Origin of the sequence: Actinosynnema sp. ALI-1.44, assembly GCF_001984155.1 — a bacterium.
Lineage (GTDB): Bacteria > Actinomycetota > Actinomycetes > Mycobacteriales > Pseudonocardiaceae > Kibdelosporangium.
Genome location: NZ_MTQO01000048.1, coordinates 129,410 through 153,488, shown reverse-complemented (window position 1 = coordinate 153,488; position 24,079 = coordinate 129,410). Strand labels below are relative to the sequence as shown.

The 24,079-nt window shown below is 68.7% G+C and carries 24 protein-coding genes; 11 read left to right on the top strand and 13 right to left on the bottom strand.

Translation table 11 applies throughout. The features are described from left to right. Positions 1–3 precede the first annotated feature (3 nt). Positions 4–558 (bottom strand): hypothetical protein, encoded by a 555-nt coding sequence (locus ALI144C_RS28245; RefSeq protein ID WP_076990216.1) that lies wholly within the window; start codon positions 556–558, stop codon positions 4–6. Beyond that, a complete protein-coding gene (locus ALI144C_RS28240; RefSeq protein ID WP_076990215.1) occupies positions 549–1,130 on the bottom strand; it encodes an RNA polymerase sigma factor in 582 nt (193 codons plus the stop codon). The genes ALI144C_RS28245 and ALI144C_RS28240 overlap by 10 nt, the downstream gene beginning before the upstream one ends. Positions 1,131–1,305: 175 nt before the next feature. On the opposite strand from ALI144C_RS28240, the gene ALI144C_RS28235 reads away from it, so the two are divergent. Next, entirely contained in the window at positions 1,306–1,491 is a 186-nt protein-coding gene (locus tag ALI144C_RS28235) for a CsbD family protein (protein WP_076990214.1), read from the top strand. Between the two features lie 60 nt (positions 1,492–1,551). Here ALI144C_RS28235 and ALI144C_RS28230 read toward each other — a convergent pair whose 3' ends face one another. Further along, positions 1,552–3,372 (bottom strand): ABC transporter ATP-binding protein, encoded by a 1,821-nt coding sequence (locus tag ALI144C_RS28230; RefSeq protein ID WP_076990213.1) that lies wholly within the window; start codon positions 3,370–3,372, stop codon positions 1,552–1,554. Continuing rightward, the gene (locus ALI144C_RS28225) at positions 3,369–5,144 is read right to left on the bottom strand and encodes an ABC transporter ATP-binding protein (RefSeq protein ID WP_076990212.1); all 1,776 of its coding nucleotides are present in this window, start codon (positions 5,142–5,144) and stop codon (positions 3,369–3,371) included. Before ALI144C_RS28225 ends, ALI144C_RS28230 begins: the two co-directional genes overlap by 4 nt. A gap of 277 nt (positions 5,145–5,421) precedes the next feature. On the opposite strand from ALI144C_RS28225, the gene ALI144C_RS28220 reads away from it, so the two are divergent. Genes ALI144C_RS28220 through ALI144C_RS28210 form a run of 3 tightly spaced genes read left to right on the top strand, consistent with a single transcriptional unit; the run spans position 5,422 to position 8,542 of the window. Next, positions 5,422–7,017, top strand: coding sequence for a glycosyl transferase (locus tag ALI144C_RS28220; protein WP_143230920.1), 1,596 nt, complete (start codon positions 5,422–5,424; stop codon positions 7,015–7,017). 59 nt (positions 7,018–7,076) lie between these two features. After that, complete coding sequence (locus tag ALI144C_RS28215; RefSeq protein ID WP_076990506.1) at positions 7,077–7,586, top strand: SigE family RNA polymerase sigma factor; 510 nt, start codon at positions 7,077–7,079, stop codon at positions 7,584–7,586. Between the two features lie 5 nt (positions 7,587–7,591). Continuing rightward, positions 7,592–8,542, top strand: a complete 951-nt coding sequence (locus ALI144C_RS28210; RefSeq protein ID WP_076990210.1) for a hypothetical protein — start codon at positions 7,592–7,594, stop codon at positions 8,540–8,542. A gap of 50 nt (positions 8,543–8,592) precedes the next feature. Here the strand turns inward: ALI144C_RS28210 and sepH are convergent, their stop codons facing one another. From sepH to ALI144C_RS28195, 3 genes are all read right to left on the bottom strand, one after another. Further along, positions 8,593–9,675, bottom strand: a complete 1,083-nt coding sequence (sepH, locus tag ALI144C_RS28205; protein WP_076990209.1) for a septation protein SepH — start codon at positions 9,673–9,675, stop codon at positions 8,593–8,595. Between the two features lie 352 nt (positions 9,676–10,027). Next, positions 10,028–11,221 (bottom strand): sensor histidine kinase, encoded by a 1,194-nt coding sequence (locus tag ALI144C_RS28200; protein WP_143230919.1) that lies wholly within the window; start codon positions 11,219–11,221, stop codon positions 10,028–10,030. Continuing rightward, positions 11,218–11,874: a response regulator transcription factor gene (locus ALI144C_RS28195; protein ID WP_076990208.1), complete on the bottom strand. Its 657-nt coding sequence runs from the start codon at positions 11,872–11,874 to the stop codon at positions 11,218–11,220. Before ALI144C_RS28195 ends, ALI144C_RS28200 begins: the two co-directional genes overlap by 4 nt. A gap of 139 nt (positions 11,875–12,013) precedes the next feature. Between ALI144C_RS28195 and ALI144C_RS28190 the strand changes: the two genes are divergently transcribed. From ALI144C_RS28190 to ALI144C_RS28170, 5 genes are all read left to right on the top strand, one after another. After that, positions 12,014–12,547, top strand: a complete 534-nt coding sequence (locus ALI144C_RS28190) for a hypothetical protein (protein ID WP_076990207.1) — start codon at positions 12,014–12,016, stop codon at positions 12,545–12,547. Beyond that, the gene (locus ALI144C_RS28185; protein ID WP_237774348.1) at positions 12,499–13,638 is read left to right on the top strand and encodes a peptidoglycan-binding protein; all 1,140 of its coding nucleotides are present in this window, start codon (positions 12,499–12,501) and stop codon (positions 13,636–13,638) included. Before ALI144C_RS28190 ends, ALI144C_RS28185 begins: the two co-directional genes overlap by 49 nt. Continuing rightward, positions 13,635–14,315 (top strand): ABC transporter ATP-binding protein, encoded by a 681-nt coding sequence (locus tag ALI144C_RS28180; RefSeq protein WP_076990206.1) that lies wholly within the window; start codon positions 13,635–13,637, stop codon positions 14,313–14,315. The genes ALI144C_RS28185 and ALI144C_RS28180 overlap by 4 nt, the downstream gene beginning before the upstream one ends. Continuing rightward, positions 14,312–15,541, top strand: coding sequence for an ABC transporter permease (locus ALI144C_RS28175; protein WP_076990205.1), 1,230 nt, complete (start codon positions 14,312–14,314; stop codon positions 15,539–15,541). The genes ALI144C_RS28180 and ALI144C_RS28175 overlap by 4 nt, the downstream gene beginning before the upstream one ends. 127 nt (positions 15,542–15,668) lie before the next feature. After that, positions 15,669–15,920: a hypothetical protein gene (locus tag ALI144C_RS28170; protein WP_143230918.1), complete on the top strand. Its 252-nt coding sequence runs from the start codon at positions 15,669–15,671 to the stop codon at positions 15,918–15,920. A gap of 26 nt (positions 15,921–15,946) precedes the next feature. Here ALI144C_RS28170 and ALI144C_RS28165 read toward each other — a convergent pair whose 3' ends face one another. Next, complete coding sequence (locus ALI144C_RS28165; protein WP_076990204.1) at positions 15,947–16,519, bottom strand: DUF7711 family protein; 573 nt, start codon at positions 16,517–16,519, stop codon at positions 15,947–15,949. 77 nt (positions 16,520–16,596) lie between these two features. Between ALI144C_RS28165 and ALI144C_RS28160 the strand changes: the two genes are divergently transcribed. Then, positions 16,597–17,955, top strand: a complete 1,359-nt coding sequence (locus ALI144C_RS28160; RefSeq protein ID WP_076990203.1) for a serine hydrolase domain-containing protein — start codon at positions 16,597–16,599, stop codon at positions 17,953–17,955. Positions 17,956–18,042: 87 nt separating this feature from the next. Then, the gene (gene serC / locus ALI144C_RS28155) at positions 18,043–19,179 is read left to right on the top strand and encodes a phosphoserine transaminase (protein WP_076990202.1); all 1,137 of its coding nucleotides are present in this window, start codon (positions 18,043–18,045) and stop codon (positions 19,177–19,179) included. A 53-nt stretch (positions 19,180–19,232) separates the two neighbouring features. On the opposite strand, the gene ALI144C_RS28150 is transcribed toward serC, so the two are convergent. The 5 genes from ALI144C_RS28150 to ALI144C_RS28130 all read right to left on the bottom strand — a co-directional run bounded on the left by ALI144C_RS28150 (position 19,233) and on the right by ALI144C_RS28130 (position 24,025). Further along, positions 19,233–19,850: a response regulator gene (locus ALI144C_RS28150; protein ID WP_076990502.1), complete on the bottom strand. Its 618-nt coding sequence runs from the start codon at positions 19,848–19,850 to the stop codon at positions 19,233–19,235. Next, on the bottom strand, positions 19,847–21,013 hold the full coding sequence (locus ALI144C_RS28145) for a sensor histidine kinase (RefSeq protein WP_083753497.1): 1,167 nt from the start codon (positions 21,011–21,013) through the stop codon (positions 19,847–19,849). Before ALI144C_RS28145 ends, ALI144C_RS28150 begins: the two co-directional genes overlap by 4 nt. Then, positions 21,010–21,822 carry an ABC transporter permease gene (locus ALI144C_RS28140; protein ID WP_076990201.1) on the bottom strand — a complete coding sequence of 271 codons (813 nt, stop codon included), beginning with the start codon at positions 21,820–21,822 and terminating at the stop codon, positions 21,010–21,012. Before ALI144C_RS28140 ends, ALI144C_RS28145 begins: the two co-directional genes overlap by 4 nt. Then, positions 21,819–22,655, bottom strand: a complete 837-nt coding sequence (locus ALI144C_RS28135; RefSeq protein WP_143230917.1) for an ABC transporter ATP-binding protein — start codon at positions 22,653–22,655, stop codon at positions 21,819–21,821. The genes ALI144C_RS28140 and ALI144C_RS28135 overlap by 4 nt, the downstream gene beginning before the upstream one ends. 131 nt (positions 22,656–22,786) lie before the next feature. After that, positions 22,787–24,025, bottom strand: a complete 1,239-nt coding sequence (locus tag ALI144C_RS28130) for a cytochrome P450 (RefSeq protein WP_076990499.1) — start codon at positions 24,023–24,025, stop codon at positions 22,787–22,789. Positions 24,026–24,079 lie beyond the last annotated feature (54 nt).

Below are 24,079 nucleotides of genomic sequence, written 5' to 3'. Positions count from 1 at the left end.
CTTTCACGCGTCGAACACGTCCGCCACAACGATGTCCAGCCTGCTCAACCGCACGCCGATCCGCGCGGCCACCGCGTTCGCCACCCGCTCGCGGACCAGGTCGTACGCGCCCGCGGCCAAACCGCGGTAGCTGACAGCGATGCTCAGTTCGACTTCGATGCTGTCCGGGGAGCCGGATTGGCGGACCTTGCACCGGCGTGCCCGAACTCCCTCGACCGTGTCGGCGGCGAACCGCAGCACCGAGGCGATCGCCTGCGCACTGATCCGGGCCTCGTTCGGGGCCTGGCTGGGCAACGGCAGCATGTCGCGCCGCCGGGAGTCGGCGCGGACCGCGGACATGATCCGTCCGACCAGGTCGCTGGGCGGTTCGACTGTCTCGGCGGCCAGCTCGTCGACCGCCGAGCGCAGTGCGCACAGGCTGTCGCGGGTCGCGGCGCAGTGCGGGCAGGACAGGTCGTGCTCGTCGGCGGCTCCGGCGTCCACAGTGGTCAGCCGGTCCCACACGGTCTCCACGTCTCGCCCGCACGGCAGCATGTAGTCCGCGTCGTTCATCGCCATGGCGCCATCACCTCCGCCAGTTGCGCGCGAGCACGGGCTATTCGCCCGCGCACCGCTTGCGTCGTGGTGCCGAGTGTCTGCGCGATCTCGTCGTACGACCGCCCGTGTACCTCTCTCAGCAGCCAGCAGGCTCTTTGTTCAGGGGTGAGTTCCGTCAAGGCTTGACCCAACGCGGCCATCTGCTCGCTTACTTCCGCCGCGTGCTCCGGCCGCGTCCGCGTGTTGGTCGACTCGTGCTCGTCCAGTTCCACGTCGGCCTGCGGCCGCCGTGCGCGGATCACGTTCAGACAGCGGTTGGTGGTGGTCCGGTACAGCCAGCCGACGAAGGCGCGGTCCTCCTGCAACTGCGGCAGCTTGCGCCACACGATGAGGAAGACCTCCTGGACCGCGTCCTCGGCGTCGCCGCTGCTGCCGAGCATGCGCAGCGCGAGCCGGTACATCGGCCCCTGGTAGCGGCGGACGAGAGCCTCGTAGGACTGCATGTCCCCGTCCCGCGACCGCGCCACCAGTGTGGCGTCGTCCAGGACGGTCTCGGCCTGCGTCACCATCCGCTCGCGTTCCTCCTCCGACATGCCCTCACAGATGCCCAGACACCGTTCGCACCGAAACGTCACGCGGATGCCATCATCTGTCCGGGTGAGCACGGTCACCCGGATTACTCCCCGATCGGGCGTGACAGTCGTGTCGCACGGGGGTCCTGACTGGGCACACGTCGAAAGACGACAGCGACCCCAAGGGAGGACAGCCATGGCACTGGACGACAAGATCACCGGGAAGGCCAAGGAAGTCGCGGGCAAGGCGACCGGCGACGAGGAGTTGGCCCAGGAGGGCAAGGCCGACCAGCTCAAGGCGAAGTTCCAGGACGCTGTCGAAGACGTCAAGGACACGGTCGGCGGAATCGCGGACAAGGTGAAGGACAAGCTGGGCAAGTAGCCCGCTCACAAGGAGCCAGGCGGCGGGGTACCTCGGGGGGTGCCCCGCCGCACCTGTCTCTCAGGCCAGGGACGCCAGCCAGGCCTGGTGCAGGGCCGCGAACTCGCCCCTGCCCTCGGCGACCAGGTCCGCGGGCGAGCCGTCCTCCACGATCCGGCCGCCCTCGACCACCAGCACGCGGTCGGCGATCAGCACGGTCGACAGCCGGTGCGCGATGATCAACGCCGTCCGGTCGGTCAGCACGGTCTCCAGCGCTGCCTGCACCGCACGCTCACCGGGGACGTCCAGGCTCGACGTGGCCTCGTCGAGCACGAGCACGGCCGGGTCGGCCAGGAACGCCCGCGCGAACGCCACCAGCTGGCGTTGACCTGCGGAAAGCCGTCCGCCGCGCTTGCGCACGTCGGTGTCGTAGCCGTCCGGCAGCGCCGCGATGAACTCGTGAGCGCCGACCGCCGCGGCCGCCGACTCGATCTCGCCCCGCGTGGCCGTCGGCCTGCCGAGGGCGATGTTGTCCGCGACCGACCCGGAGAACAGGAAGTTCTCCTGGGTCACCATGACCACCTTCGACCGCAGGTCCTCGTCGGCGACGTCCCGCAGGTCCATACCGGACAGCCGGACGGATCCGGCCGCCGGGTCGTAGAACCGGGCGACCAGCTTCGCGATCGTGGACTTGCCCGCCCCGGTCGCGCCGACCAGCGCCACCGTCTGCCCGGCCGGGATGGTCAGGTCGAACTCGGGCAGCACGACCGGGCCCTGGTCGCTGTAGCGGAACTCGACCCGCTCGAACTCGATCGCCCCGCCCGGCGGCAACGGCTTCGGGTTCTCCGGCTCGACGACCGTCGGCCGCTCCTGGAGGACACCGGAGATCTTCTCCAGCGCCGCGCTGGCCGACGCGTACGAGTTCGCCACCTGCGCCAGTTCGTCCAGCGGGTCGTAGAAGCGGCGCAGGTACAGCGTGAACGCGGTCAGCACGCCGAGCTCCATGCTGCCGCCGGTGACCCGCCACGCGCCGACGCCCAGCACGATCGCCAGCGAGAGGTTGCCGATGAACCGCACGCTCGCCGCGAACACCGCGACCGCGTTGATCGCCGAGTAGTTGGCGTCGCGGTAGCTGGTGTTCTCGGTCTCCATGATCGACTCGTTGCGGCGCTCCCGGCGGAACGCCTGCACCGCGCGGATTCCGTTCATCGTCTCGACGAACTGGACGATCACCTTGGCGATCGCGCCCCGAGTCCTGCGGTACGCCCGGCCGGAGGTGCGCCGGAACCAGCGCAGCACCAGCACAAGGGGGATGAACCCGGCCATCACGACCAACGCCAGTCGCACGTCGAGGATCAGCAGCAGCGTCCCGATGAAGGCCAGCGACAACAACGCGTTGAGCATATTGTCCAGGCCGTCTCGGAGCAGCTTGCCGATCGACTCCATGTCCGCGGTCAGCCGGGAGATGACCTTGCCGGACGTGTAGGACTCGTGGAACGACAAGGACAGCCGCTGCACGTGCCGGAACAGCCGCTCCCGCAGGTCGAGCAGCACGTCCTGGCTGATCCGGGCGGACAGCCGCAGGAACGCGAACAGCAGCACGGAGTTGGCGACCGCGCTGAACGCGTACCCGCCGATGCACCAGGCCAGGATGCCGGTGTCGCCCTTGAGCGCGGCCGGGATCCCGCTGTCGATCGCCGCGGCGATCAGCAGCGGGCCCGCCAGCGACGCCAGGTTCTGCAGGACCACGAGCACCAGCGCGGCCGACGACACCCAGAGGTGCGGGCGGATGAGCGAACCGAGCAGCCTGCGCGAGCGGGCCTGCAGCTTGGCGCCGACCACCGCGTCGAGCTCGCCGACCTCCTCGGCGGCCACCCCGCGCCACGCGTCGTCGTTGCTCATGCCTTCACCTCCTCGGCTTCGTCTTCCAACGTGGACAACAACTTCCGGTACGCCTGGTTGGTCGCCAGGAGTTCCGAGTGCGAGCCGACCGCGGCGATCCGGCCGTCGGCCAGCATCGCGACCCGGTCGGCGAGCTGGACCGTGCTCGGCCGGTGCGCCACGACGAGCGCGGTCACCCCGGACAGGACCTCACGCAGCGCGCGCTCGACCTCCGCCTCGGTGTGGACGTCCAAAGCGGACAGCGGGTCGTCCAGTACCAGTATCTCCGGGTGGGCGACGATCGCACGGGCCAGCGCGAGCCGTTGCCGCTGCCCGCCGGACAACGACAGGCCCTGCTCGCCGATCCGGGTGTCCAGCCCCCACGGCAACAGGTCGACGAACTTGTCCGCCTGTGCGATCCGCAAGGCCTCCCAGACCTGCTCGTCGGTCGCGTCCGTCGAGCCGAGCGCGATGTTCTCGCGCACACTGGCGGAGAACAGCACGGGTTCCTCGAACGCCATCGACACCAGGGTCCGCAGGTCCGCCAGGCGCAGGTCGGCGATGTTCACGCCGTCGATCGTGATCCGGCCTTCGGTCACGTCGGCAAGACGCGCGACCAGCGCGGTGAGCGTGGTCTTGCCGGTGCCCGTCGCGCCGACCAGTGCCACGGTCTCGCCCGGCCGGACCTCCAGGTCCACCCCGCGCAGGATCTCCGCGCCGCCCTCGGCGTGTCTGAAGTGGACGTTGTCGAACCGCAGCAGTCCCCGCGCCGGGGTCGCGGGCGGTTTCGGGTCGGCCGGGTCGGCGACGGTGACCGGCGCGTCCAACGCCTCGAAGTACCGGTCCGTGGCCGCGGCTGTCTGGTTGGTCTCGGCGAGCAGCCAGCCGATCGAGTCCGTCGGCCACCGCAGGTACGCCGCCACGGTCACCGCGGCGACCAACGTACCGACGGTCATCGTGCCGTCGACGATCCCGGACGTGCCGACCAACAGCTGGCCCGCGATGCCTGCCTCCGGCAGGAGCACGATCGCGCCCCACAGCAGCGACAGGATCCGCGCTTTGCGCAGTTCCGTGCCGCGCAACAGCTTGGCTTGGCCGAGGAATCGGCGTGCCAGGTGCGGGCCGCGGCCGAACGCCTTGAGCACGCGGATGCCCAGCGCGGACTCCTCGACCGTGGTCGCCAGGTCGCCGTCCTGGTCCTGGGCGAGCCGGGCGGTCACCTTGTACTTCCGCTCGAACACCGTGGAGATCGCGATCAGCGGCAGTGTCGAGACCAGCACGGTCAGCCCGAGCCAGAAGTCCAGCGTGAACAGCACGGTCAGCCCGCCGATCAGGGTGAGGCTGTTGACGACGAGGAAAATCGCGACGAAAGCGAAGAAACCGCGGATAGTGGACAGGTCGGCCACCGCTCGCGACAGCAGTTGCCCGGACTGCCAGCGGTCGTGGAACGAGACCGGCAGCCGCTGCAGGTGCGCGTAGAGGTCGCTGCGCATCCGCGCCTCGATCCCCGTGGTCGGCCGGGCGAGCATCTTGCGGCGGCAATAGAAAAGCCCGGCCTCCGTGAGACCGAGCAACGCCACTCCCGCGACCGGCCAGAGCAACCCGGTCGTCTCGCCCCGTGCGATCGGACCGTCCAGGATGCTCTGGATCATCAGCGGGATCGTCAGTCCCGCTGCCATCGCGCAGATCGTGGCGACCATCGCGAGGATCAGGTAACGGCGCCACGGCCTCGCGTAACGGCCGAGGCGCCGGAGAGATCGATAGGCCGAGCTCGGTTGCTCCGCCTCTTCCATCACAACCCCCAACTTTCTCGATGCCAGCCTTCGAGGTTACAAAGCAACGCCGGGCGGGGCATCTGAATTTCCCGGCACCGACGACCATGCTGCGACCTCAAGTTCACTCGAGGTCAAATATCCGGCCAACAAGGCGGATACAACCGATCCGACGCGTGCCTGTGTCTCCCCGGACGTGATGGTCCTCAACCGAACAACCCGACGGGCAAGCCTGAACGCGACGGACTGGTTCGTCTTCGGCTGCTACGTCCTGGCGGCTGTGCTGCTTTACAGTCGCATGTGGACTGATGTGGGAGCGTCCTACCTGACCAACAGCGGGCACGACCAGAACCTGTTCGAGTGGTTCTTCGCCGTCGCCGCGGGCTCGCCCGGTGACGCACTGCACAGCACGCTGCAGAACTTCCCCTTCGGCGTGAACATGATGGCCAACACATCCGTGTTGGGTCTCGGCATCCCGCTCTCGCCGATCACGTGGCTGTTCGGCCCCGGTACCACGTTCCTCGTGGTGCTCACCGGGGGAGTCGCGGGCAGCGCGGCCGGGTGGTACTGGGTGATCTCGCGGTACCTGGTGGACAACCGGATCGGCGCGGCGGTCGGCGGCGCGTTCTGCGCGTTCGCCCCGCCGATGATCACACACGCCACCGCGCACCCGAACTTCACCGCGTTGTTCGTGCTGCCGTTCATCGTCGCGCGGGTGATCCGGTTGGCACGCGGGGAAAGCCTGTTGCGCAACGGCTTCATCCTCGGGCTGCTGGTCGCGTACCAGGTTTTCCTCGGCGAGGAGCCGTTGCTGATCGCCGCTACTGCGCTGGTGGTCTACGGGCTCGCCCGCCCGTCGGTGCTGAGCACGCATCTGCTCAAAGGGATCGGCATCGCCGGGCTGGTCGCGGCCTCGATCGTGGCGTATCCGTTGTGGCAGCAGTTCTTCGGGCCGCAGAGCTACACCAGCATGGGGCACGGCGGCGCAGGCAACGACCTGGCCACCATGACGGCGTTCGGCAGCTATTCGATCGCCGGTGATCCCGACTCGGCCGGCCGGATCTCGATCAACCCCACCGAGGAGAACGCGTTCTTCGGCTGGCCGCTGGTGATCCTGGTGGTCGTGCTGGCGATCTGGCTGTGGCGGGTCGCGGCGGCCCGAGCGCTCGTGATCACCGCCGCCGTGATGGCCGTGCTGTCGCTCGGCTGGCTGCTGAAGGTCAACGGCGAGGAGACCTGGCTGCCGTTGCCGTGGCTGGCTGTGTCCCAGTTGCCGCTCTACGACTCGTTGCTCGGCGCCCGCTTCGCCATGGCGTGCGTGCCGACGATCGGGATCCTGCTCGCGATGGCTTGCCAGCGGATCATCACCCTCGCGGACAACGCCACGCACATCCCGCTGCGGCTGCTGTGGTTCGGCACGCTCGTCGCGGTGCTGCTGCCGATCACGCCGACGCCGCTGCCCGTCCACCAACGACCCGGGGTGCCCGCGTACTTCGCCGAAGGCGTGTGGCGAGACGACGCGAAGCCGGGCCGGTCAGTGGTGATGGTGCCTCCGGCGAGCCCCGGCAACTCGGAGCCGTTGCACTGGCAGACCGAGGCGGGCATGGGCTTCCCGCTGGCCGAGGGGTATTTCGTCGGCCCCGGCCGCGGCCGCGAAGGGCACTACGGCGCTGTGCGGCGACCGACCTCCGAGCTGCTGGACGCGATCGCCAGGGGCGAGCGGCGGGCGATCGGACCGGTCCAGCGGGACCAGGCCCTGGCCGACCTGCGGTTCTGGCGGGCGGGCGTGGTCGTGCTCGGGCCACACGAACGACAGGAACAGCTGCGCGAGGCGTGCGAGGCGCTGTTCGGTCCCGGAAGCTACCGTGGAGGAGTCTGGACATGGCGCATATGACGGACGTCACACAACCGATACCGCTGCAGGTGCTGTCCTCCAGGCAAAGGGGGTGGGCTGTGCGAGCGTCAGACGAAGAGCATTACACCGAGTACGTGACGGCGCGACTGCCCGCGTTGCGCAGGATCGCCTACCTGCTCTGCGGGGACAGCCATCGCTCGGACGACATCGTGCAGAACGCGATCACCAGGTTGTACGTGCACTGGCGCAAGGCCCGTGTCGCCGACAACCTCGACGCCTACGTACGGACGATCGTGGTCCGGACATTCCTCAACGAGCAGCGAACCGGCTGGTTCTCCCGGACACGAGTGGTCGACGAGCTGCCGGAGACGCCCCAGGTGGGGCCGGACGTGGAAACCAGCCAGGTCCTGCACGCCGCGTTGCGCCGGGTCCCGCCCAAACAGCGGGCCGTGCTGGTGCTCCGCTTCCTCTACGACATGTCGGTCGCCGAGGTCGCGGGCGCGTTGAACTGCTCCGAGGGCAACGTCAAGAGCCAGACCTCGCACGGCCTGGCCGCACTCCGAAAACAGTTGGGTGACCATACGTTGAGCCTGTTGGATGGGAGGTGACGAGCATGAACCACGAGGACGAAGGCAGGCAACTGCTCGCGCCGCTGCGGGACGTCGAACCGGACATCCGGACCGGCGTGGACATCGCCAAGGCCAAGCAGGCGGGCCGCCGGACCAGCAGGCGCCGGGTGATCGCCGGTGTGGCGGCCGCCGCCAGCCTCGCGGTGCTCGCCGGGCTCGGTGTGCCCGCGGTGGTCAGCAACCTGTCGGAGCAGGTGCCTCCGGCGAAATCCACAGATGGCGTGATCGAGCAGTTGGTCGAGGTGGGTACAGCTGGTGGGTTCACGCCGCGGTTTTACACGAGCACCACCACCTCCCAGACTGTCGTGCTGACACGCACCGACGGCGGCGCGGGCACGGCTGAGGTCGAGGTCCTCCGACCTGGCCTCGTTCCCGGCGATGCGGAGATGCGCAATGCCGCCCCGGACGTCAACGGTAGGAAGGCATACTGGACAGGCGAGGACCTCGGCACGCTGATGTGGAAGTGGCCGGGTGAGGGATATGCGACCGTTCGCTCGCACGCGACGTTCCCGAACATCAAAGAGCGGTTGCACTACATCGCGCAGGCAGTGCGGCCCGTCGTCAAGCCGATGTCCGTGCCGTTCACCGTGCCGCGCGACGACTCCCTGACGTTGCGTGCCATCTCGGCCTACGTGAGCACACCGACGGGGTCAGTGGACTTCACCCACTCGACCCAGGCCGGGGCGTCGACCATTTCGGTGCTCCTGGCACCGACGGAGAAGGGCCTCCAGACTCACACGACCGTCCGCGGCCGAGCGGCGTCTGTCGAACCGAACGTGGTCAAGGTCCCGGATGTGATCCCCGGCTACATGCTGGTGGTCACGACTGACGCCATGCGGGGCGAACGCGAATACCTCGTGCGGCTGGCGGAGAGCGTCCAGTTCGTCGGCGATGTGAGCAACCGCGGGACCTGGCCGTCGCGCATCTGGCGCTGAACACACCGATGGGGGTGTTCCAGCTGGAACACCCCCACCGGTTCTGCCTGTCAGCCCCGGTTGGAGCGGACGCCCAGCAGCACGTCCTCCCAGGCGGGCACCACCGGGTGGTTCTTCTTCTTGCCGCGCCGGGGCGCGGGCTTCTCCTTGGCCGCGTCCGGCTTGGGCTCCGGCTCCGGGACCAGTTCCTCCTGCACCGGCTTGGTCGCCGCCGCCGGTTCCGGCTGTGCCACGGGCTCGGGCTCGGCGACTGACTGAGGGACCGGTTCGGCGACCGGCTGGGGCTCCGGCTCCGGTTGCTGCTGAGCCGCGGGCTCGGCAGGCGGCTGCGGGGCCACCGGTGGCTGGACCGGTTCGACGACCGGCTCCGGTTCCGGCTGCTGGTGGACCGGCTGCGTCTGGGCGGCCACGGGCTCGGGCTGCGGGGGCTGTGCCACCGGCTCGGGCTCCGCGTACACCGGCTCCTGAGCAGGCTGCGGGCGCTGCGCTGTCTCCATCGCAAGCGCTTGCCTGGCCAGCTCCGTCACCGGGCGCACGGTCCGCAAGGACCTGTTCGGGTTCGGGTCGAGCAGGTCATGCGCGTGGTCGTCGAGCGGGGTGACCGTGCCGCCGTGCGCTCCTGGCTTGAACGACCAGTGGGCGCGGTTGTCCGAGCGGCCCGCTGTCCAGCGCAGCTGGACGACCCACTTGTTCTCCTCGTTCTTCCACGAGTCCCAGACTGCTTCGGAGTACTCCTGGCCGCGCAGGCCGAACGCGTGCGCGCAGACCTCGCCGAGCGTCTGCACGTCCGGCCCGTCCTCGCGGACCGGGTGGGCGCGCTGGGCCAGGTCGGCGGTGCGGGATCGTTCGAGCAGGACCGGGTAGGCGAACCGCTCGACCTTGTCCTCGGGCAGGCCGGACGCCTCGGCGACCTGGGCGACGGACTCGCCCGCGCGGATGCGGGCCTGGATTTCACGTGGGCGCATCTGGCTCTCCAGCTCGATTTCGATCTGGCCGAGTCTGGTGACGTCGCCACGGGCAGCCGCACGCAGCCGCTCGTCCGCGGGCAGTTGGAAACGCTCGCCACGCATCGGGTCTTCGAGGATGACAGTCTTGCCATCCTCTCCGAGCCCGACAACTCGTAGCGCGCGCACCTCAAGCCTCCCGAATGACTTCACCTCGCTGACTTTGTGACGTTATTACGGCGCGTCCGCTTGACGGCGGAGGCGCGCCGCGCCTCAGCGAGATACTCGCCATCGATCTTCCCGCATCCACAGCGAAAGCGCACTCCCTTACTTCCTACTTTGGTTGGGCAGAAGGGAGGAAAGCGAGTTCGGTCACGTAGTGGACGAAGTTCGACGGTCGTGGGGCACCGGATCGGCGTACGCCGGATCTCCTTGGCAACCAGTCACTTCACGGCATGTTCATCCGCTTGTGCGTTGACGTGCGGGCGGGTTGCGCCAGTGACAATGATCATTTCGTTGTGACTGTTCGCGATTCGACGCATCAGCCCGCTGTAACGGTGTTGTGCGGAGCCGGTGCCGCCGGGGCGGACGACGGCGGCAGGTCGACGCGCAGATCCAGTCCGCCGGACGGCCGGGCCAGGACGCCGATCGACCCGGCGTGCGCCTTGACCACCGAACGCACGATCGACAACCCCAACCCGGATCCGCCCGACGTGGCGGTCCGCTCCAGCCTGCGGAACGGCTCGAACAACCCGGGCAACGCCTCGACCGGCACGACCGGTCCCGTGTTGACCACGCGGACCGCGGGGGAATCGCCCACTTCGACGGTCACCGAGCCGCCCGCCTTGTTGTAGCGGATCGCATTGTGCACGAGGTTGATGAGCAGCCGTTCGAGCAGCACGGGGTCACCGGCGACGGTCCGCTGCCGGATGGTCTTGTGGATGGTCACGTTGTGCTCGTCGGCCATGCCGATGCAGCCGACCAGCACGGTCTTGGCCACCTCGTCCAGGCGCACGGGAACACGGCCACTCAGCCCACGGTCGCTGCGTGCGAGCACCAACAGGCCCTCGATCAGGCGTTCGCTGCGCTCGTTGGTCGCCAGCAGGTGCGTGCCGAGCCTGCGCAGCTCAGGCGTGGCCGCCGGGTCGGCCATGGCCACCTCGACCAGCGTGCGCTGCACGGCCAGCGGAGTGCGCAACTCGTGCGAGGCGTTGGCGACGAAGTGGGTCTGGCTGTCGAAGGCCGACGCCAGGCGTTCGAGCATCCCGTCGAACGTCTTGGCCAGCTCTTTCAGCTCGTCGTCCGGGCCTTCCAGGTGGATGCGCCGGTTCAGGCTCTCCGCGCCCAACCTGCGCGCGGTCGCTGTGATCATGTGCACCGGCCGCAGCACACGCCCGGCGATGTACCAGGACGCGAACACCGCGATCGCACCAGCGACCACCAGGGCGATGCCCGAGGTCAGCAGCATGCTTTGCAGCGTGGACGCCCGGTAGTCGGTCGCCGCGAGTTCGATCGTCTGCTGCACCGGCGTCGGCACTCGCTGGATCGCTATGCCACCTGCGTCGTCGTAGGCGTCCCCGCGAGCAACGGGTGCCATCGTCGTGGCGAACGACGCGGGTTGCGGCAGTACGCCGAGCACCAGCAGGTAGTTGACCACCACGAGCACGATGCCGACGAGCATGAAGACGACGCCGTAGATGACCGTCAGGCGGGTACGGACCGACCAGCGCTTCACCGGAGGTGGTAACCCGCGCCGGGCAGCGTCTCGATCACCGGCGGGTCACCGAGTTTGCGCCGCAGGGTCATCACCGCCACCCGGACCGCGTTGGTGAACGGGTCCGTGTGCTCGTCCCACGCCTTCTCCAGCAGATCCTCGGCGCTGACCACGGCACCCTCCGCGCGCATCAGCACTTCGAGCACGGCGAACTCCTTCGGGGACAGCGCCAGGTGCCTGCCGTCGCGGGACGCCTGGTGGCGTGGCACGTCCAGGATCACACCGGAGCGCTGGAGCACCGGCGGGAGCGCGGGTCTCACCCGGCGCGCAAGCGCTTGCACCCTGGCGACCAGCTCGTCGAAGGCGAACGGCTTCGTCAGGTAGTCGTCGGCGCCCAGCCGCAGGCCCGCGACCCGGTCGGTCACGTCGCCCGCGGCCGTGAGCATCAACACCCTGGCCTCGCCGCCCGCGTTCACGAGCGATCGGCACACGTCGTCGCCGTGCACTTTCGGCAGGTCGCGGTCCAGGACCACGACGTCGTAACCGTGCACGTGGACACGCTCGAGTGCCGCGTCGCCGTCGTAGCAGACGTCCACCGCCATGGACAGCCGCCGCAGCCCGTCGGCCAGGGTGTCGGCGAGCAGCCGCTCGTCCTCAACGACCAGTACTCGCATGAGGACAGTGTCGCCGATCTGCGGTTAAGCGCGAGATAAGCGCTTTCGCTTAGCGGGTCCGAACCGGTCGGTGCCTAGAAATGACCACCGGCGGGCCCGGACTGTCGGGGGCCGGGCCCGCCGGGCGAAAGGAGATCACATGGGAGCCAAATGGCGGCTCGCCGCCGTGACCGGCCTGCTCGTGCTCGCGACGGCGTGCGGCGGCGGCGACAACGGCGGCGACAAGGTCGCGTCGCTCGGCGACGGCAAGCCGGGTGGTGCGCAGAACAGCGCGAACGACAACAAGACCGACGAGGACAAGTTCCGGGAGTACCGGAAATGCATGCGCGAGCAGGGCGTCGACATGCCGGAGCCGAAGGCCGACGGCACTGCGGAAGCGTTGGAGTTCAACGAGTCCACCATGCAGAAGATGGAAAAGGCCGGCGAGGTGTGCAACAAGATCCTGCCCAACGGCGGAAAGCCGAAGCCCCTGTCACCCGAGGAACTGGACAAGCAACGCCAGCAGGCCAAGTGCATGCGTGACCATGGCATCAACATGCCAGATCCCGACCCGAACAACCCGGGCATGGGCATGACCCTCGACATGGGCAGTGACCAGGCCAAGATCGACAAGGCGTTCAAGGAATGCGGGATGGGCGTGGCGTCCGGCCGGACGAGCGGCGGCGGCAATTGAGCGAGCAAGGACCACAGCGGTTGCGCAGGCGACGCCGTGCTCGCTGGATGATCGCCGGGACAGCCACCGTCGTCGCACTCGGCGTCGGTGCCGCGGTCGTGCTGACCCAGGTCGGCACGGGCAAGGCCGTGGCAGGACCGCAGGCACCGGCACCCGCTGAGACGACCCAGGTGACCAAGGCCGACCTGGCCGACCGGCGCAGCGTGAGCGGCAAGCTCGGCTACGGCGCCGAGACCACACTGCCCGGCCGCAAGCAGGGCACCATCACAGGTCTGCCCGCCATCGGCGACGTGCTGGACCGCGGCAAGCCCGTGTACCAGGTGGACGCCAAGCCGGTGCCGCTGTTCCACGGCCAGATCCCGCTGTACCGGCCGGTGGGCCCCGGCATGACCAACGGCCCGGACGTCAAGTTGATCGAGGAGAACCTCAAAGCGCTGGGCTACGGCGGGTTCGGCACACCGGACGAGAAGTTCACCGACGCCACCGCGAACGCGGTCAAGAAGTGGCAGAAGGCGAACAAGCTCGACCAGAACGGCACGATCGCGGTCGGCGACGTGGTGATCACCCCCGACTCGTTCCGGGTCAGCACGATCGTCGCGTCGCTCGGCGCACAGGGCACGACCGATGTGCTGAAGTACACAGGCGGCAGCCGTGGGGTGATCGCGCAGATCAAGGCCGAGCAGCGCGACAGCGCCAAGCCCGGCTCGAAGGTCACGGTGAACATCGGCGGCAAGCAGGTGACCGGGACCGTCAAGCAGGTCACGCTGGCGCCGCCGGACAACAACCCGGCACCCGGCCAGTCGCCGGACAGCAAGTTCGACGTGTCGATCTCGCTGGACGACGCGGGTTCGGTCACCGCGCCGGACGGCAGCACGGTCGACGTCCGGTTCACCGTGAGCAGCCAGAAGGGCGTGCTGACCGTGCCGGTCGGTGCCTTGCTCGCGTTGGCCGAAGGCGGTTACGCGCTCCAGGTCGTCGAAGGCGAGTCGCGGCGGCTGATCCCGGTGAAGACCGGTCTGTTCGCCGACGGCAAGGTCGAGGTGAGCGGGCCGGACGTGCGGGAAGGCATGCGGGTGGTGACCACGTCGTGACCCCGGTACTGGCTGTCCGCAACGCCGAGAAGGCGTATCCCGGTGGTGTGCGAGCACTTCGCGACGTGTCGCTGTCGGTGGACCAGGGTGAGCTGCTCGCCATCGTCGGACCGTCCGGCTCCGGCAAGTCCACCCTGTTGCAGCTGATGGGCACGTTGGACACCCCGACGTCCGGCCGGGTCGAGGTGCGCGGGCACGACGTGGCGCGCCTGAACGACCGCAGGCTCTCGGCGTTGCGGTCGCGGTGGATCGGGTTCGTGTTCCAGCAGTTCTTCCTGACCGAGGGCATCCCGGCCGTGGAGAACGTGGCGACCGGGCTGCTGTACGCGGGGGTTTCCGCGCGGCGCAGGCGAAAGATCGCGCTGGGTGCGTTGGAACAGGTGGGTCTCGGCGGCAGGGCGTGGCACCTGCCGAACGAGCTGTCCGGTGGGGAAAGGCAACGAGTCGCGATCGCGCGCGCGGTGGTCAACCGCCCCGCGATCCTGCTCGCCGACGAGCCGACCGGCAACCTCGACACCACCACCGGCACCGGGATCCTCTCGCTGCTGCACCAGTTGAACGCGGCAGGCACGACGATCGTGATCATCACGCACGACAACGACATCGCCGCGTCGATGCCCCGCCGGATCGAGATGCGTGACGGCATGTTGCGCCTGGACACAGGAGTGGCCGCATGACCGCGGTGATCGACCGGCCACCGGACGCCGAGCCGCTGCCGTCGCCGCGGCGGCTCGGTTCGCGGGACATGCTCGGCCTTGGCGTGCACGGGATGCGGACGCGTCCGTTGCGCGCGGTGTTGTCGGCGTTGGGGATCGCGATCGGGATCGCGGCGATGATCGCCGTGGTCAGCATTCCCGCGTCCAGCAGCAAGGCGCTGGCCGACCAGATCGCCGCGCTCGGGCCGAACCTGCTCGTGGCCAAACCGGGCCAGACGTTCTTCGGCGGGGACGCGAAGCTGCCGGAGACCGCGGTGCCGATGGTGAAGCGGATCGGCCCGGTGACCGGCGCCTCGGCGACGGGGAACATCAAGGGATCCGTTCGCCGCAACGACCAGGTGGCGGCGAACGAGACGTCCGGGTTGGCCGTGTACGCGGCGAAGCCGGACCTGCTCGGGGTGCTGAACGGGTCTGTCTACAGTGGAAAATTCCTGGACGGCGTTTCGGGCAGGTTCCCCGCCGTGGTGCTCGGCTCGGTCGCCGCCACCCGGCTGGGCATCTCCCACGTCGACCCGGCCGCGCCGCCGCAGGTGTGGATCGGCGGGCAGTGGTTCTCGGTGGTGGGGATCCTCAACGCGATGCCGTTGGCACCGGAGATCGAGCGGTCGGTGCTGGTCGGCTGGGACACCGCCAAGGAACGGCTCGGCTTCGACGGCCACCCGACCACCGTCTACGCCCGTGCGCAGGACTCGCAGGTGAAGTCCGTGCGGGACATCATGGCGGCGACGGTGAGCCCGGAGCACCCGAACGAGGTGGACGTCTCGCTGCCCTCGGAGGCGCTGGCCGCGCAGAAACTCGTCGACCAGTCCTTCAGCGCGCTGTTCCTGGCGTTGGGTGGTGTCGCGTTGCTCGTCGGCGGCGTCGGAGTCGCCAACACGATGGTGATCTCGGTGCTCGAACGACGCAGGGAGATCGGGTTGCGCCGGGCGCTGGGCGCGACCCGGCGGCAGATCCGCGGGCAGTTCCTGGCCGAATCGGTGATCCTGTCGGGCCTCGGGGGCGTCGTCGGCGTGGTCATCGGCGTCGGTGTCACGGCCGGGTACGCGCTCAGCCAGGGCTGGCCCGCGGTGCTGCCGCCGTTGGCCCTGCTCGGCGGGGTCGGGATCTCGGCGCTGGTCGGTGCGATCGCCGGTGCGTATCCCGCCATGCGGGCCGCTCGGTTGACGCCGACGTCCGCCTTGGCGTGATCCGCGGTCGGCGGAACGGGTAAACCTCGGTCACCCCGTTCCGCCGATGACCGCGCACGCTGGTGCGGTCTTGCGCGATGCTGGGAAATCACACCACAAACGGCGCGTGATCCAGCACAATCAGAGCGTGACCGATCTGGACGCCACTTTCGCTGAGGCCGTGCGGTTGCTGACCGGGCTTGTTTCGGGGGAGGTCAGCCCGGTTGAGGCGGCCAACTGGGCCACTCCCCGGTACACCGACCGCAGCGGGTACGACCAGCACGCTCCTCTCTGGACCGCGCTGGGATCGCTGGTGCTGGCCGACATGCCCGCTGGGCGGGGTCGTTACCTGTACGGCCCTGCCGACTACCAGGACTGGTTGGACGAGGCTTTGGCCTAGTGGTCACGAACTCCCGTTCGCAACCACTAGTCTCCGGTGGCGCCGAGCAGATCCAGGTAGCCGCTCGTCACGGCGTGGAGGTGGTCCGCCACCGGCTCCAGCTTTCCCGGGCTCCAACGCTTCTTCTCGTATGCCTGTGCGCTGGTCCGCATGGCTGCCAGGCTTGTCCTGAGTTCCGCTTCGAGCTGGCTTCTTCGCTGGTCTGGGCTCGGTGCGTCCAACCGGAACGCGTCCGCCTTGTCCTCGCGGATCGCTGCCAGGGCTTCGGTGCGGACGCCTTCGTCCGCGTCCCACACCTGCACCGGCCGGACCACCCGGTGGTTCCAGACCGGGATCGCCGCTGACCGCCACACCGCTGTGAACGGGTTGCGGGACAGCCGGGTCGCGTTGGCCCAGTGGGACGCACCCTGGGGCTGCGAGAGCCATGGCACCTCCGGCAGGTCCACCGCCAGTGCCACGTCCACTGTGTCCAGGTCCGCCCTCGAATCCAGAAAAGGCCCGTGGATCCACAGGCTCGTCACCTTCAGTGGCAGGCTCCTCGCCTCGTCGCAGGCGGCCGCCAGGGCTTCGACGTGCTGGAACGCTTTTGTCCACTTCACCGGGACATTCTGCCCATAGGCTGTGTTGATGCCCTAGGCGTGGGCGCTCTCCTGGGCTGACAAGCGAGAATCACGACATGCTGCCTACCACTGAGCTGGCCCTTCTCCGCCGTGTCGCGCACGAGCAGGCCACGTGCCGTGCCCCGTCTCTGGTCGCGGCGGTGGTGCGCGGGGACGGCCTGGTCTGGTCCGGGTCGCGTGGCCGGGTTGACGGTGAGCTGCCCGGCCTGGACACCCAGTACCGGATCGGGTCCATCACCAAGACCTTCATCGCCGTTCTCGTCATGCGGTTGCGTGACGAGGGCAAACTCGATCTCAACGATCCGCTCGACAAGCACGTTCCGGGCACTGTCGTCGGTGACCGGACGATCGCCCAGTTGCTGTCGCACACGTCCGGGCTCACCTCCGAGTCTCCTGGCAGTTGGTGGGAGCGCTCACTCGGTTCCGACTGGGCCGCGTTGCAGGCCAGCCTCGGTCCTGAGGCCGTCGTGCTGCGTGCCGGGAGCAAGCTGCACTACTCGAACGTCGGCTTCGGTGTGCTGGGTGAGCTCGTCTCCCGTTATCGCGGGATGAGCTGGTTGGACGCTGTGCGCGCCGAGCTCCTCGCGCCGTTGGGGATGACTCGTACGAGCCCGCACCCGGAGGCGCCGCACGCACTGGGGTGGGCTGTCCACCCGCACGCCGACGTGCTGTTGCCGGAACCGACGCCCGATGCCGGTGCCATGGCGCCCGCCGGGCAGCTCTGGTCGACACTTAACGACCTGTCGCGCTGGTTGCGTGTGATGGCCGGGGACACCGGGGACGTGCTGCACCCTGACACCATGGCTGAGATGCGTACGCCTGTGACGGTGGACGACGGCGACAACTGGCTGATGGGGTTCGGCCTCGGCCTGCAGGTCACGCGGGACGCCGGGCGCAGGATGGCCGGGCACACCGGGTCGATGCCCGGGTTCCTCGCGTGTGCGCTCACCGACACCGGCAGCGGAACGGGCGCGCTCGTCCTGGCCAACAGCACGGCCGGGGTCGGCATTGTCGGACTTTCATACGATCTGATGAAAATCGCCGACGAGCACGAGCCGGTGCTGCCGGCCGAGTGGGCACCGGCCACGACCGTGAATCCGGACCTGCTGGACCTCACGGGCGTCTGGTACTGGGGTCCGACTGTGTACCAGTTGCGGCTGCTCGACCAGGCGTGGCTTGAGCTCCTGCCCGTCCAGGGCGCGGGCCGGGCGTCTCGTTTCCGCCCTGCCGGGGACGGCACCTGGGTGGGGATCGACGCCTACTACGCTGGGGAAACGCTCAAGATCGCCCGTGACTCGAGCGGTGCGGTGTCCCATTTGGACCTGGCGACGTTCATCTTCACCCGTCGCCCGTACGATCCGGCCGCGCCGATCCCCGGAGGTGTCGACCCTCACGGGTGGGGTACGCGCCGATAGGCCCCATGACAAACTGGTTACCCCCCGGCAACGGCGCCGGTACCGCCGCAGTTCGTTTCGATCCAGATGAGATCCAAAAGAGGCGCCATGACGCAGACCGTTGACCCGACCACGCTGCAGTTGCCCGCCGAGCTCAAGCCATCCGACGGCCGTTTCGGCTGCGGCCCGTCCAAGGTGCGGCCGGAGCAGTTGGCCCGCCTGGCTGGCGAGGGTGCCGCCTACATGGGCACCTCGCACCGCCAGAAGCCGGTCAAGTCCCTGGTCGGCCGGGTCCGCGCGGGCCTGCGTGAGCTGTTCGCACTGCCGGACGGCTACGAGGTCGTGCTCGGCAACGGCGGAACCACCGCCTTCTGGGACGCTGCCGCGTTCGGCCTGGTGAACGAGAAGGCGCAGCACTTCACCAACGGCGAGTTCTCCGCGAAGTTCGCCAAGGTCACCCAGAACGCGCCGTTCCTGTCCGACTCGATCGTGGTCAAGGCGGAGCCGGGCACCGCGCCGGAGATCGCTTACGCCGAAGGCGCCGACCTGGTCGGCTGGGCGCAGAACGAGACGTCCACCGGTGTGGCCATGCCGGTGGTTCGGCCGCGGGGTTCCGGTGACGCGCTCATCGCGGTCGACGCGACCAGCGCCGCGGGCGGTCTCCCGGTCAAGGCCGAGGACTTCGACGTCTACTACTTCGCGCCGCAGAAGAACTTCGCCTCCGACGGCGGACTGTGGATCGCGCTGATGTCCCCGGCCGCACTGGAGCGGGTCGGCTCGATCGGCGCGAGTGGACGGTGGGTGCCGGAGTTCCTGTCCCTGCCGACCGCGCTGGACAACTCGGTGAAGGACCAGACGTACAACACGCCCTCGGTGGCGACGTTGTTCCTGCTGGCCGACCAGATCGAGTGGATCAACGGCAACGGCGGGCTGGCCTGGGCGACCGGCCGCACCGCGGACTCGTCGTCGCGGCTGTACACCTGGGCCGAGAAGACCGCGTACACCACGCCGTACGTGGTGGACCCGGCGCACCGCTCGCAGGTCGTCGGCACGATCGACTTCGCCGACGACGTGGACGCGGCCGCAGTGGCCAAGGCGCTGCGCGCCAACGGGATCGTCGACGTCGAGCCGTACCGCAAGCTGGGCCGCAACCAGCTGCGCGTGGCGATGTTCCCGGCCATCGACCCGGACGACGTCACGGCCCTGACCAACTCCATCGAATGGGTCGTCGACCAACTCGGCTGACAACCCTCGTGAGTGTTTTCCGGGTTCTGACCCCGGAAAACACTCACGAGGTTTTACAGGGCGCCTTGTTCCATCGCGGTGGTGACGGCTGCCGTCCGGTCGGAGACCCCGAGCTTGTTGAACACCCGCAGCAGGTGCGTTTTCACCGTGGTCTCGCTGATGTGCAGCGACGCGCCGATCTCCGCGTTCGTCTGTCCTTTCGCGACCAGCCGGAGCACTTGGATCTCCCGTGCGGTCAGCGCTTGCTGCACGGGCTGGCGGATCCGGCGCATCAGGCGTCCGGCGACCGACGGCGCCAGCACGGTTTCACCGCGGGTCGCGGCCCTGATCGCGCCGGCCAGTTCGGCACGGGACGCGTCCTTGAGCAGGTACCCCGTCGCGCCCGCTTCGACCGCGCGCAGGATGTCCGCGTCGGTCTCGTAGGTCGTGAGCACGATGACGCGGCTGCCGGTGTTCGAGGACATGATCTTCTCGGTGGCTCCGGCGCCGTCGAGGCCCGGCATCCGCAGGTCCATCAGGATCACGTCGGGGCGGAGGGCCGATGCCAGCGCCACCGCCTCCTCGCCCGACCCGGCCTCGCCGACCACCGCGAGGTCCGGCTCGGCGTCCAACATGCCGCGCAGTCCTTCCCGCACGACGGGGTGGTCGTCGACGAGCAGCACCTTGATCACGTGCACACCTCCAGTTCGACCGTCGTGCCCGAACCGGGCGAGCTGGTCACCGACAACGACCCGCCGACCTGGTCGATCCGGGACCGCATCCCGCGCAACCCGAACCCGCTCGTCGGCTCGGACACGTCGAAGCCGGCACCGTCGTCGCTCACGATGACGACGATCGACTTGTCCTGATAGGACAGTACAATCTCGACCGAAGTGGCGCACGCGTGCTTGCGCACGTTGGACAGCGACTCCTGCACGGCCCGCAACAGCACCACGTCGACCCCGGTCGGCAGCGGACGCCGGTCGCCTTGCACGACGAACTCGGCCGCGACCCCGATCTCCTCGGCGAGTTTGGCGGCCTGGCGCCGGATCGCGTCGACCACGGAGCTCTCGGTCAGCTCGGCCGGTGCCAGCGCGCCGACCAACGCACGGGATTCGGCCAGGTTCTCGCGTGCTGTGCGCAGTGCGAGCGCCACGTGCTTGCGCACCTGGGCCTCGTCCCGGCCGAGTTCCGATTCCGCGGCCTGCACCAGGGTGATGATGCTGGTGAAGCCCTGAGCCAGGGTGTCGTGGATCTCGCCAGCCAGCCGCTCCCGTTCACCCGCGACTCCCGCTTCGTGCGACAACCTGCCGACCTCGGCCTGGCTGGCCTCCAGCTTCGCGATCAGCTCGGCGCGTTCGGTGCTCTGCTGGACGACCTTGTCGATCCAGATCCCGATCATCACCGAGAAGATCACGCTGATGGTGATCGCCAGCGCGCTGTTGGTCCAGTTCGCGTCCGGGTCCCCGATGGTGGCGAACAACGTGGTGAAGCCGATGGACACCGCGACCAGCGCGATCGCCACGGCCAGCCGCATGCTCATGAACAGCAGCGGGATCACGCCGAAGAAGGCGTACTGGGTGTACGGGACGAGGAACGCCGACCCGGCGACCCCGAGGAACAGCACGGCCGCGAACAGGTTGAGCTGCCAGCCGAACCGCTCCGCGATGATGAACCGCTTCGCGAAGGTGGCGTAGCAGACCGCGATCACGGACAGCAGCGCGACCGCTCCCGCCCGCTCCGCCGTGGTCGCCTCCTCGGCCACGAACAGCACCAAGGAGACGACCATGACGTAGACGAACGAGAAGAACACGTCCCACAGCCAGAAGTAACGCATTCCCGCGTCATCGGTCACCGGCGGGTGTTGCTCCACCGGAACGTCATCAGGCACAGCACGAGACCGACGACGCACCAGGCGCCAAGGACCAGTGAGGTCTTGCCCAGTTCCCATGTTCCCGCCATCTCGTACTTCATCATGCTGTCCGGCAGGAACACCGACCGGAAGCCCTGTGCCGACCACTTGATCGGGAAGAACGACGCCACTGTGACCATACCCGTCGGCAGCCACGTGATCGGGTTCATGTAGACGCCGGAGATGAACTGCAGACCCACGTACGGCAGGTTCGCCACGGCGGACGCGCTCGACGCGGACTTCGCCAGCGACGCCGTGAAGATGCCGATCAGCGAGCAGCTCACGACGGAGAGCACGAAGACCCACGCGAACGTCAGCCACTTGCCGGGCGCGGTCGGCAGGTCGAGGTCGTACATGCCGACGCCGACAGCGAGGATCAGGACCGTCTCGGCGACGCTCGCCACGAGAACGAGGATGATCTTGCCGATGAAGTAGGAGATCGCGGGCATCGGCGTGCCGCGCAGCCGCGACAGCGTGCCGTCCTCCCGGTCGAGCGCGACGCTCACGCTCAGGTTCACGAACGACGTCGCGATGATGCCCGCGCCGACCATGCTCGCGGCGAGCACCTGGTTGGACTCGACCCCGGTGTCCCCGTAGGGCTGGCTGAACACCGAGCCGATCACGGCGAGGATCCCGGCGGGGAAGGCGAACGTGAAGATCGCCTGTTCCTTGTTGCGGAAGAACAACTTCAGCTCGGTCAGGCCACGGGCGAGCCCGATCGCCAGCGGCGACGGCAGTGCGAGAGTGGTCATCGGGCTTCTCCGACCAGGTCGAGGTAGACGTCTTCGAGCGACGGGCGGGTCACGGTGAGACCGGCGAGCTCCCCACCCCCAGAGGAGAGCTCACCGATCAGCTTCGTGGGCGTCGGCGTGCGCACCGACTGTTCACCGTTGCGGTCGAACCAGCGCACAACGGCCTCGCGCTGCGAACGTCCCCCCAGCTCACCCGGCGCGCCCTGGGCGACCACCGCACCCTTGGCGATCACCGCGACCCGGTCGGCCAACGCCTCGGCCTCCTCGAGGTAGTGCGTGGTCAGCACGATCGTGGTGCCGTCCGCGGCGAGTTTCTGGATCAGGCTCCAGAACTGCCTGCGTGCCTCGGGGTCGAAGCCGGTGGTCGGCTCGTCGAGGAAGAGCAGCTCAGGCGTGCCGATGATGCCGAGTGCGACGTCGAGCCGCCTGCGTTGCCCACCGGAGAGCCCCTTCACCCGTGCGCCCGCTTTCTCCCGCAGGCCACAGAGTTCGATCACTTCCTCCGGCTGGCGGGGCCGCGGGTAGTACCGCGCGAAATGCCGGACCGTCTCCCGCACGGACAGCTCGGCCGCGTCGGTGGCGGTCTGCAGGACCATGCCGATCCGCGCACGCCAGGCCCGCCCGGCGCTACCCGGGTCCTCACCGAGCACGGACACCGTCCCGTCGTCGCGTTTGCGGTGTCCCTCAAGGATTTCCACGGTCGTGGTCTTCCCGGCGCCGTTCGGGCCGAGTAAGGCGAACACCTCGCCGCGTTCGATGTCCAGGTCGATACCGGCGACCGCCTGGATCTTCGGGTAGGCCTTGCGCAGCCCCCGGATTCGTATCGCCGTCATGTCCACAATGCTGCTGGGCGACGGGCGCGCCAGGGACGACCGCGCGACTGAATCCCGTTGTCCTCCTTTCGGAGGACAGTGTTGGATTGTCCTCGCTCCGCGAGGACGGGGCTTGGTCGCCGGAAGCCGGGCTAGACAGCCACCGGAACGCTGAGGAAGCCGCGGATGACGATCGACTTGCGACGGACAGGCGGAGCCGTGACGCGGATCCCGGGCAGCCGCTCGGCGAGGGCGCGGAACGCGACGTCGCCCTCCAGACGGGACAGCGGAGCGCCGAGGCAGTAGTGCGCGCCGCCGCCGAACGCCAAGTGCTCCACGGCTTCCGGGCGCGTGATGTCGAACCGGTGCGGGTCGGGGAAGACCTCCGGGTCGCGGTTGGCGGCGGCGGTGATGAACACGACGCCGCGGTTCACCGGGATGGTGTGGCCGCCGATCTCGAACGGCTCGTGCGGGTGGCGGTAGATCAGCGGAAGCGGCGACTCGAACCGCAGCACCTCCTCGACCGCGCCGGGCGCCAGATCCGGTTGCTCCCGCAGCAGTTCCCACTGCTCGGGGTGCTGATCGAAGAGGACGACGGCGTTGCCGATCAGGTTCACGGTCGTCTCGAACCCGGCGATCAGCAGCAACCGGCACGTGGCGATCAGCTCGTCGGCGGTGATCTTCTCGTCGGTCTCGGCCGTGACGAGCAGGCTGATCACGTCGTCGCCGGGGTCGGTGCGCCGCTCGGCCATCAACCGCGTGAACAGTTCCTGCAGATCGGCGACCGCGGCCTTGTAGACCCGCAACTGCGCCGAGTTGCCGAGCCCGTCGAACGCGCGGCCGACAACCTGCCCGTAGTGCGCGAACCGCGTCCGGTCGGCAGGCGGGATGCCGAGCAGGTCGCTGATCACGGCGATCGGCAGCGGGGCGGCGAAGTCGCGCATCAGGTCGAACTCGGTGCCCAGCCGGTCGAGCAGGCGGTGGGTGGTCGCCTCGATGCCATCCCGCATCTGCCGCATGAGCTTCGGCCGGAACGCGGGCGCGGCCACCTTGCGCAGCCGCCCGTGGTCAGGCTGATCCAAGGAGACGAACGTGTCAGCGAGCGCGTTGGTGGACTCGCCGATCAGCTTGCCGGTCGTCGTGCGCACACCCAGTTTGGGTTCGCGCAGAGCACTGGAGCAATGGGCGTGCGACGTGAGCGCATAGGCACCGGACGGGGCCTTGTAGATCGGGCCCTTGGCGCGGATGCGCTCGTACAGCGGGTAGGGGTTCTCCTGGTAGCGCGGGCTCTCGATGGCGCAGACAAGATCGCCCGCTTCGGCGAGCAGCCTGGCGGTACCGCGGACGGCGAGGGTGCCCGCGATGGTCCGTACTTCGCTGAGTGTCAACACGGTGTACCCCTCCATGAGTGAACATCTCTGTTCACAACTGTACAGAAATGTTCA

Bases quoted from the DNA above. Each gene is read 5' to 3' on its own strand.
- ALI144C_RS28195 (WP_076990208.1), bottom strand. From the start codon at position 11,874: ATGCGAGTACTGGTCGTTGAGGACGAGCGGCTGCTCGCCGACACCCTG.
- ALI144C_RS28175 (WP_076990205.1), top strand. From the start codon at position 14,312: ATGACCGCGGTGATCGACCGGCCACCGGACGCCGAGCCGCTGCCGTCG.
- ALI144C_RS28135 (WP_143230917.1), bottom strand. From the start codon at position 22,655: ATGACGGCGATACGAATCCGGGGGCTGCGCAAGGCCTACCCGAAGATC.
- ALI144C_RS28190 (WP_076990207.1), top strand. From the start codon at position 12,014: ATGGGAGCCAAATGGCGGCTCGCCGCCGTGACCGGCCTGCTCGTGCTC.
- ALI144C_RS28230 (WP_076990213.1), bottom strand. From the start codon at position 3,372: ATGAGCAACGACGACGCGTGGCGCGGGGTGGCCGCCGAGGAGGTCGGC.
- ALI144C_RS28220 (WP_143230920.1), top strand. From the start codon at position 5,422: ATGTGGACTGATGTGGGAGCGTCCTACCTGACCAACAGCGGGCACGAC.
- ALI144C_RS28235 (WP_076990214.1), top strand. From the start codon at position 1,306: ATGGCACTGGACGACAAGATCACCGGGAAGGCCAAGGAAGTCGCGGGC.
- serC (WP_076990202.1), top strand. From the start codon at position 18,043: ATGACGCAGACCGTTGACCCGACCACGCTGCAGTTGCCCGCCGAGCTC.
- ALI144C_RS28160 (WP_076990203.1), top strand. From the start codon at position 16,597: ATGCTGCCTACCACTGAGCTGGCCCTTCTCCGCCGTGTCGCGCACGAG.
- ALI144C_RS28245 (WP_076990216.1), bottom strand. From the start codon at position 558: ATGGCGATGAACGACGCGGACTACATGCTGCCGTGCGGGCGAGACGTG.
- ALI144C_RS28210 (WP_076990210.1), top strand. From the start codon at position 7,592: ATGAACCACGAGGACGAAGGCAGGCAACTGCTCGCGCCGCTGCGGGAC.
- ALI144C_RS28140 (WP_076990201.1), bottom strand. From the start codon at position 21,822: ATGACCACTCTCGCACTGCCGTCGCCGCTGGCGATCGGGCTCGCCCGT.
- ALI144C_RS28185 (WP_237774348.1), top strand. From the start codon at position 12,499: ATGCGGGATGGGCGTGGCGTCCGGCCGGACGAGCGGCGGCGGCAATTG.
- ALI144C_RS28240 (WP_076990215.1), bottom strand. From the start codon at position 1,130: ATGTCGGAGGAGGAACGCGAGCGGATGGTGACGCAGGCCGAGACCGTC.
- ALI144C_RS28225 (WP_076990212.1), bottom strand. From the start codon at position 5,144: ATGGAAGAGGCGGAGCAACCGAGCTCGGCCTATCGATCTCTCCGGCGC.